The sequence below is a fragment of the Sulfuricurvum sp. genome, assembly GCF_022759005.1.
GTDB lineage: Bacteria > Campylobacterota > Campylobacteria > Campylobacterales > Sulfurimonadaceae > Sulfuricurvum.
This window is the reverse complement of the sequence record NZ_JAEMQA010000106.1, coordinates 1-8,561: the sequence shown is the minus strand read 5'-3', so window position 1 is coordinate 8,561 and position 8,561 is coordinate 1. Positions and strand designations below refer to the sequence as shown.

The following is an 8,561-nucleotide window of genomic DNA, read 5'->3' as shown; positions in this document are numbered from 1 at the left end:
ATAGCGGGCGAATACGTCGGTTTCGATGTTGACCCGTGTCCCTTTTTTGTAGGTACCGAAGAGGGTTTCGCGCATCGTGATGGGGATGATGGTGAGGCGGAATGCATCCCCCATAACCTCGTTAACGGTGAGACTAATACCGTCGATCGTGATGGAGCCTTTCGGGGGGATGAGGGGGATAAATTCGGCATCGACCTCGACGATCACATCAGTGCTGTTGCCGTTATCAGTGATGGAGCGGATGGTACCGATCGTATCGATATGTCCTTGGACGATGTGCCCCTCAAAGCGGTCTCCCATCATCATAGCGGGTTCGATGTGTACGGAACCGCTTAGTTTTTCGGTAGCGATATGCTTGAGTGTTTCAGGGGAGAGTTCGACGGAAAAACCGTCACTTTCGATGCTCACAACCGATAGACACGTGCCGTTGATCGCGATGGAGTCGCCGAGTTTGGGTTTGTGGGCAGCTTTGAGGGATAGGCGATTTTTGCCGAAACTTTTCACCTGTGCCATCTCCCGAATCAGTCCCGTAAACATAAAGCTCCTTTGTTAAAATACAATTTTACCCTCTTCTTGCAAAGTCCTGATAATACTTTTCGCTTTTTCGTGACCGTTATAGGCCGCTTTGCGGCACCACTCCAGCGCCATATCGTTGTTCATTTCGCATCCCAATCCCTGATCAAACATCAATCCGAGATTGAATTGAGCCTCTGCAAGGTTCATATTTGCTGCGCGAGAGAAGCAGATAAAAGCTCTGGCGTAGTCTTGCGGTACGCCGTGCCCCTCTTTGTAGAGGACGCCGAGGTTGTTAAAGGCGTTGGCATTGCCCCGTTTGGCTGATTCTTCGTACCAAAATGCCGCTTCGGAGAAATTTTGGACACACCCCAAACCCCGCTCCAATGCAAGAGCTGTCTCATATTGTGCCTGTGGAAATTCCAAGATCGCGGCGCGGAGCATCAATTCGTACGATTTGAACTGATCATGGGGGACGACAGCCCCATCAGCATACATCAGAGCCAGATTGTAGAGTGCGGTCGGTTCGTTCAGTTCGGCGGCTTGGGAATAGAGATGATAGGCACGTTCCAGTGAACTCTCAACTCCCAAGCCCTTTTGGTGCATATATCCCAGTGATGAGAGGGCAGTAGGGTTGTTTTGCAAGGCAAGTGTTTCAAAAAGTTCAAGGGCGTTTGCGTAGTCCCCATTGTTAAAAGCGTCAAATGCGTTTTGAAGCATTCAAAGTACCTCGATCATTGTTTTTGGGTGATTATAGCGAGGCGGTCTTAACGACGCACTTTTCTGGCTTCGCGCTGTTTTTCTTTAAGTTTGGTTACAACGTCTTTGAGCTCCTCTTTTTTCTTGAGAAGCTGTTCGCGGACTAAAAATTCATCTCCTCCGTCGATTTCAGGGTCATATTCCAATGGCTCAGGGCTGTAGTTTTTCAGCATCTCTTCCAATGTAAGGGCTTTGTCGTTATTCATGGCAATCTCTACTCATCAAAAGTTTTGCTTAATTGTAGGGTATTTTTCCTTTCTCTTTTTATAGGTTTCAACAAGGGAAGCTATAATTGCATTTAAAGAATGACACAAAGAAGCAAATACTATGGAATATGATGTAATTGTCGTCGGCGGAGGACACGCCGGAATCGAAGCCGCTCTCGCCTCAGCACGTATGGGACAAAATACCTTGATGGTCTCTATTTTGGCTGAGCAGGTAGGAGCAACGAGCTGTAACCCTGCAGTGGGTGGACTTGCTAAAGGGCATTTGGTGCGTGAACTTGATGCTTTGGGCGGAGAGATGGGGTTGCTCACTGACGAAGCGGGGATCCAGTTTCGTATACTCAATATCACCAAAGGACCCGCTGTTCGGGGTAGCCGTGCCCAGATCGATATGGACCGCTATCGTGTCATAGCGCGAAACAAAATCCTCACGACTCCCAATTTGTCGCTGATTCAAGAGACGGTGACATCGCTTATTATCGAAGATTCTACGGTGATCGGCGTCCGTACCCATTTGCTGAACGAGTATCGAGCGAAACGGGTAATTTTGACGACGGGGACGTTTCTCAACGGCGTCGTCCATATCGGAGAGATCACTCAAGAAGCGGGGCGTTTCGGTGAGTTTCCGGCGAAAGGACTCACCGATTCACTCCGTGCGGCGGGGCTGAACGTCGGACGGCTCAAAACAGGAACCTGTCCGCGCATCGACAGCTCTTCGATCGATTTTAGTGTGATGGAGATCCAAGACGGGGATGAACTTCCCGCACCGTTTAGCTTCCGTACCGATAGGGATGAGTTTGCCCGTACCAAAAAACAGCTTCCGTGTTACATTGCTTACACCAACGAAGAGACCCATAACCTGATTGAAGGAAATTTTCATCGTGCACCGTTGTTTACGGGACAAATCGAGGGAGTTGGACCGCGCTATTGCCCGAGTATCGAGGATAAGATCAACCGTTTTCGTGACAAAGAGCGCCATCACCTCTTTATCGAACCGCAGAGCGCGGAAAATACCGAGTGCTACATCAACGGAATGTCCACCTCATTGCCGCCCGATGTTCAGCGTGCCATGATCCATTCGGTGCACGGGATGGAGAATGCCAAAATCGTCCGTTACGGCTATGCGATCGAATACGATTATGTCGATCCGACCGAGCTGAAACATACACTGGAGACGAAAAAAGTCAAGCATCTCTATTGTGCCGGACAGCTCAACGGAACGACGGGATACGAAGAGGCAGCGGCGCAGGGGATGATGGCGGGGATCAATGCTGCGCTCTCGCTTCAGGGGAAAGAACCGCTCATCTTACGCCGTGATGAAGCCTACATCGGGGTGTTGATCGATGATTTGGTGACAAAAGGGACCAAAGAACCGTATCGGATGTTTACCTCCCGCGCCGAGTACCGCCTATTGCTTCGTGAAGAGACGGCGGACTTGCGTTTGGGGAAATACGGTCATGCGCTGGGGCTTATCAGTGATGAGCAGATGGAGCGGATCGAGAGTAAGCGTGCTCAAATCACCGAAGGCTTAAAGCTTCTCGAAGAGACCGTCTATACTCCGAACAAAGAGTTTTTAGCCTTTTTAGCCTCCATCGATGAGGAACATATCAGCGACAAACTCACCGCAATGCAGCTGGTATCGCGTAAGAGTTTCGATTTGGACAAGTTGGTCAAATTGATCCCGAGTTTTGCCGAACTCGATCCGTACATACAAGAGCAGATTTTGATCGAAGCCAAATATGCCCGTTACGTCGAGAAACAAAGCGACGATATCGAACGAATGAACAAGATGCTTCATATTGCGATTCCCGAAGGGTTTGATTTCCGCTCCGTTTCGGGATTATCAAACGAGATCGTGGATAAGCTCTACACATTCAATCCGCCTACCTTGCAGGCGGCATCCCAAATTAGCGGTATGACACCTGCCGCTCTCGATATTTTGCACATCTATATCAAGATGGCACAACGCAAAAACTAAAGGATACTCTATTATGCGCTACTTTTATTACGTCCATACGGGTCACCGTATCGGACTCGATCGTTTCCATCGTGCCGTTGCGATTGTCAACGAACTCCAAAAAGAGATCGAGATTACCTTGCTCTGTTCGGATTTCCGGATCGCTGCTGAGGCAAAAGGGTACGGGATCAAACGCTCTGTCGGTGTTGATGTGGTTCGCAATATTCCTCAAATCGCCCATCACGGGGATAAAATGATTTTTGACTCTGCAGAGGCGAATCCCGTTTTATTGGATGACATGACCCATTTCTTTTCTTCGTTTATCCGTGTCAGTGATGATCCCGATGAGGTGAAACATGATAACGAGTTTCTGATCTCTCCGTATTTGGATGGGGATGGGATCTGTAACGCAGTTGTTATAGGGGAACACTATTTTAAGCCGCTTCCGAAAACGATCCCATTGACTCTTTTTTTTGGAGATGATGATTATGAAAAAGATTTAGAAAAAAACCAAGCGATCTTCAAATCTCTCAATGCCGAATTATTGATGGGATTTTACCATTTCCTGGGATATGAAAAAAGCCTAAGAGAGAGTTTTTCTACCATTCACGAATGCGAAAAATACGATGAAATTATTCGTCAAAGTAATATATTAATTACGTCTTCGCCTCAAGCAGCTCTTCAAAGCTTAGCCGGAGGGGGTAAACCGATTTATTTACAAAGAGCCGATTATAGTAAAGATTTTATCCCGTTATTTAAGGTCTTATCTATCCCGACAATAGAAGAATTGACCCAAGAAGGGGTGAAAAATGGGGTTGAAATGGCCAAATCCAATAATTATCACAAATTAGAAAAAGGTAACACGAAAGTAATCGAATTCATAAGAAAAACTTTCAATTTATAGAAACTTAAACCTTTTTAACTTATTATGGGGAGTTAAATTTCAAAATTAAGTGAGATGACTATGATGGATGAAAGCAGAAGAGGCTTTATTGGTAAAGCTTTTGGTGCCGTCGCAGCGGTCGGGGGGATTGCCTCGCTCATCGCGATGAAGAAAACATGGGATCCGCTTCCGAGCGTTATGTCTGCCGGTTTTACAACGGTAGACGTATCGGCCTTAGAAGCCAACAAATTAGAAGTCGTTGTATGGCGTGGTAAACCGGTGTTTATCCTAAAATACAGCGCGGATATGAAACCGACAGACGGTCGCAGTGTCAAAATCGGTGACAGCTACTTCTCTGTAATGATCGGTCTTTGTACCCATCTTGGATGTATTCCGGGATACGAAGGGGACAAAAAGATGTTCAAATGTGCTTGTCACGGTGGAGAATACTCAGCTGATGGTAAAAACACATTCGGACCGCCTCCGCGTCCACTTGATATTCCTCCTTTCAAACTTGACGGTGTAACACTCGTTTTGGGTGAAGAGGGTCCTGAATACAAAAAAATGACGGCGAAAGCATAAGGGGAGCGAGATGGCAGAATTTAAAAAAGCAGACTCGATGCTCGAGTGGTTTGACCAACGTCTTGGTGTTGTCAACTTTGCAAAAGTGATGATGACAGAATATTGGATTCCTAAAAATATCAATTTCTTGTGGGCAATGGGTGTCTTGTTGACCGTATTGTTTACATTCCTTTTGGTTTCAGGGATCTTCTTGTTGATGTACTATAAACCGGATGCGAACATGGCGTTTGACAGTGTTAACTACACTATCATGCAAGAAGTGGCATACGGCTGGTTGTTCCGTCACATTCACGCAGTGGGTGCTTCGGTTGTTTTCTTGGTAATCTATATCCACATGTTTACCGGTATCTATTACGGCTCGTACAAAAAAGGGCGTGAGATGATCTGGATTTCTGGGATGTTGTTGTTTGTGCTCTTCTCTGCAGAAGGTTTCAGCGGATACATGCTTCCATGGGGACAAATGTCATACTGGGCGGCGTACGTTATTACTGAAATTTTCGGTGGTATCCCTGTAATCGGTGATGAATTGGTTGTTTGGATTCGCGGTAACTTCTATGTTGCGGATTCTACATTGACCCGTTTCTTCATGCTTCACGTATTGTTGATTCCGTTGGCGATTTTGGGTGCGATTGCGTTTCACTTCTATTCACTCCGTTTTCCACACGTTAACAACGAAGAGGGTGAATTCTTTGATTTCGATGAAGAAGCGGAAAAATATCTAGCAGGAAACAAAAAAGAGTCTAAAGTTGTCCCTTTCTGGCCGGTATTCTTGTCAAAAGACTTCTTTGTTCTCGGGTTCTTTATGTTGTTCTTCTTCTATTTGGTTTTCTTCCATTACGGTTTTGCAATGGATCCGATCAACTTCGATAAAGCAGACGGTCTTAAAACTCCGGCGCACATTTACCCTGAGTGGTATTTCTTGTGGTCTTATGAAGTATTGCGCGGTTGGTTCTTCGAAATCGCTGGTATCTCTGGTAAAGACCTTGGTTTGATGGCGTTTGGTTTTGCGAATGCTATTTTCTTGGTATTGCCATGGTTGGATCGCTCACCGATGGTAAAACCGGCAAATCAACGTCCGTATTTCAAATACTGGTTCTGGTTGATGATTGCCGACTTGATGGTATTGACTGAATTTGGTAAATTGCCTCCGACCGGACCGAATGCATGGGTAGGTTTCGGTGCGTCATTGACGTTCCTTGTCCTATTTATCGCATTGCCGTTCATTACGAAAGCAGAAGCTAAAAAAGTGGAGGGAAAATAATGAAAGAGTTTAAAATCTTAGCAGTTATTGTCGCTCTTGTCGGCATTACCTATTACGGGATTGAGCCGTATGCTCACAGTGTAATGCACCCAGAAGTAGCTCCGGCTGACTTCTCGTTCAAAGATTTAAAAAATGTGGATACCAAACTTACAGGTAACGCTGCAAACGGTCAAGCCCTTGTAGAAGCGAACTGTCTTGCATGTCACGCTATCGAAAAAGCGGGTCATCCCGCTATCATGCCAAACGCAGATGCTGCGGCAAGCTATGGTGTTGTTCCACCGGATTTGAGCCAAGCGGGTCGTATCTATGACAAAAACTATTTGGCTAACTTTATTTTCGATCCGGTAAGTGCAATGCACTTGCAACACAAATATACTCCGGAGAGCGGTAAAGCATTCCCGATGCCGTCATACAACTGGATGACCCCACAAGAGATCATGGACGTTGTAGCGTACTTGCAATCGATTGCTCCAAAAGCAGCTGAAGGCAAAGAAGCACACAAAGCGACATTTGAAGCGGCGTGCGGACGTTGTCACAACATGAAATATGCAGGTATCGAAGCAACGACTCCGGCTACTGTTATCAAAGAGCATATGGGCGCAACTCCTCCGGATTTGTCACAATATATCAAAAGCCGTGGTGAACACTATCTTCACAGCTTTATCAATGACCCGCAAGTCTTGCTCAAAGGGACTTCAATGCCGCGCGTCGGTTTGAATGAAAAAGCGCAAGAAGAGGTAATCGCGTATATGGAAGAGGTTGGTGATTCTAAAAAAGCAGAACGCGAATCTTTGGGTGTATGGGTTCTTCTCTACACATTCGTATTCGCAATCTTGGCTTATTTGTGGAAACGCAAAATCTGGTCAGAAGTTCACTAAGGGGTGATGGATGAAAATGGTTAAAATTTTAGCATTGTCGGCACTTCTTAGTGCCGGTGCAATGGCAGACGATACTTTGGCAAAAAATATGAGCCAAATGGAGAGCGGTTTGAGCAATGTACAAAAAGGATTTTTGTACAACACTCCGGATTTGATTAAAAGCGGTGTAGCCGATATTCAAAAAGCGGATGCTCTTTTCCATAACATGGAAGACACTAAAAAATATCTTCCAAAAGATAAACAACATATGGGAAATATCGCATTCAACGCGGCTAAACGTATTGACAGCGCATCAAACGATTTGATCAAAGCATTGGATGAAAAACAATATTCAAAAGCACATCAGTCGTATTCAGAAATCGTGAATGCTTGTACGGCATGTCACGCAGTCGTTCGCGGCTGGTAAAAAAGTTACCCCCTTGCGGGGTTTCTCCCCTAATTCTCTCAATAAATAAAACTCCAAACAACTTTTAGATACCATCCCAACACTTTCCTATTGTAAGGACTATTGTGTTAATAGATAGCTATGGGCGTACGGTTGATTATTTGCGTGTCTCGGTGACGGAACGGTGTAATTTTCGATGTCAATACTGTATGCCGGAGAAACCTTTTTCATGGGTACCCAAAGAGAATCTTCTCAGTTTTGAAGAGCTGTTTGAGTTCATCAAAGTCTCCATTGATGAAGGGGTTAAAAAAATCCGTATCACCGGAGGTGAGCCGCTCTTACGCGAAAATCTCGATACGTTCATTCGAATGATTTATGAGTACAGAAACGATATTGATTTGGCGATGACGACCAATGCTTTTTTGTTGGCAGGCTCTGCTCAAAAGCTCTATGATGCGGGATTACGCCGATTGAACGTTTCGATTGATTCACTCAAACCCGAAGTGGCTGAGAAGATTGCCAAAAAAGATGTTTTGAAAAATGTTCTTGAGGGGATAGAAGAGGCGCTTCGCGTCGGATTCAAAGTCAAAGTGAACATGGTTCCGATGAAAGGGGTCAATGAGAGTGAGATTTTGGATGTGCTGGAATACTGCAAAGCGCGAGGTATGGTTGTCCGTTTTATCGAATACATGGAAAACGTTCATGCCGAAATTGATATCAAAGGGATGCAAAGCTCCGAATTGTTGAGTATTATCGGAACTCGATACACCTATGATGATGAGGGATTTGACGGACACTCACCATCGCATTATTATAAACTCTCTGATGGATATGAATTTGGGATCATCGAACCACACAAGGACGATTTCTGTACAAAATGCAATCGTATTCGTCTCACGGCAGAGGGAAATTTGATCCCGTGTCTCTATTTTGACGAAGCGATGTCGATCCGTGATGCGGTGCGTCGGGGAGACATTAAAGAAGCGGCAATGGTGCTCAAAGAGGTGGTTCGTACCAAACCCGAGAAAAATCGCTGGAGCGAGGGGGATGCCGAATCATCCAAACGTGCGTTTTATGAAACGGGAGGGTGAAGATGTTGTATTTAGTCGAACATTTTTA

At 45.5% G+C, this 8,561-nt stretch carries 10 protein-coding genes; 7 read left to right on the top strand and 3 right to left on the bottom strand.

Annotated elements, in window-relative coordinates; genetic code table 11:
- From JHC35_RS06920 to JHC35_RS06910, 3 genes are all read right to left on the bottom strand, one after another.
- The coding region (locus tag JHC35_RS06920; protein WP_295043391.1) for a riboflavin synthase at window positions 1-537 on the bottom strand (537 nt) is incomplete at its 3' end.
- 12 nt (window positions 538-549) lie between these two features.
- Window positions 550-1,233: a tetratricopeptide repeat protein gene (locus JHC35_RS06915; protein ID WP_295043388.1), complete on the bottom strand. Its 684-nt coding sequence runs from the start codon at window positions 1,231-1,233 to the stop codon at window positions 550-552.
- 47 nt (window positions 1,234-1,280) lie between these two features.
- On the bottom strand, window positions 1,281-1,478 hold the full coding sequence (locus tag JHC35_RS06910; protein WP_295043385.1) for a hypothetical protein: 198 nt from the start codon (window positions 1,476-1,478) through the stop codon (window positions 1,281-1,283).
- A gap of 121 nt (window positions 1,479-1,599) precedes the next feature.
- Here JHC35_RS06910 and mnmG point away from each other — a divergent pair, with 121 nt between their 5' ends.
- The 7 genes from mnmG (at window position 1,600) to moaA (ending at window position 8,533) form a co-directional block, all read left to right on the top strand.
- Window positions 1,600-3,474 (top strand): tRNA uridine-5-carboxymethylaminomethyl(34) synthesis enzyme MnmG, encoded by a 1,875-nt coding sequence (mnmG, locus tag JHC35_RS06905; protein WP_295043382.1) that lies wholly within the window; start codon window positions 1,600-1,602, stop codon window positions 3,472-3,474.
- Window positions 3,475-3,487: 13 nt separating this feature from the next.
- On the top strand, window positions 3,488-4,357 hold the full coding sequence (locus JHC35_RS06900; RefSeq protein WP_295043379.1) for a hypothetical protein: 870 nt from the start codon (window positions 3,488-3,490) through the stop codon (window positions 4,355-4,357).
- Window positions 4,358-4,417: 60 nt separating this feature from the next.
- Window positions 4,418-4,918: a ubiquinol-cytochrome c reductase iron-sulfur subunit gene (petA, locus tag JHC35_RS06895; protein WP_295043376.1), complete on the top strand. Its 501-nt coding sequence runs from the start codon at window positions 4,418-4,420 to the stop codon at window positions 4,916-4,918.
- Window positions 4,919-4,928: 10 nt separating this feature from the next.
- Entirely contained in the window at window positions 4,929-6,179 is a 1,251-nt protein-coding gene (locus JHC35_RS06890) for a cytochrome bc complex cytochrome b subunit (RefSeq protein ID WP_295043373.1), read from the top strand.
- On the top strand, window positions 6,179-7,057 hold the full coding sequence (locus tag JHC35_RS06885) for a c-type cytochrome (protein ID WP_295043370.1): 879 nt from the start codon (window positions 6,179-6,181) through the stop codon (window positions 7,055-7,057). The genes JHC35_RS06890 and JHC35_RS06885 overlap by 1 nt, the downstream gene beginning before the upstream one ends.
- A gap of 10 nt (window positions 7,058-7,067) precedes the next feature.
- The gene (locus JHC35_RS06880; protein ID WP_295043367.1) at window positions 7,068-7,463 is read left to right on the top strand and encodes a hypothetical protein; all 396 of its coding nucleotides are present in this window, start codon (window positions 7,068-7,070) and stop codon (window positions 7,461-7,463) included.
- Between the two features lie 104 nt (window positions 7,464-7,567).
- Window positions 7,568-8,533, top strand: coding sequence for a GTP 3',8-cyclase MoaA (gene moaA, locus JHC35_RS06875; RefSeq protein ID WP_295043365.1), 966 nt, complete (start codon window positions 7,568-7,570; stop codon window positions 8,531-8,533).
- Window positions 8,534-8,561 lie beyond the last annotated feature (28 nt).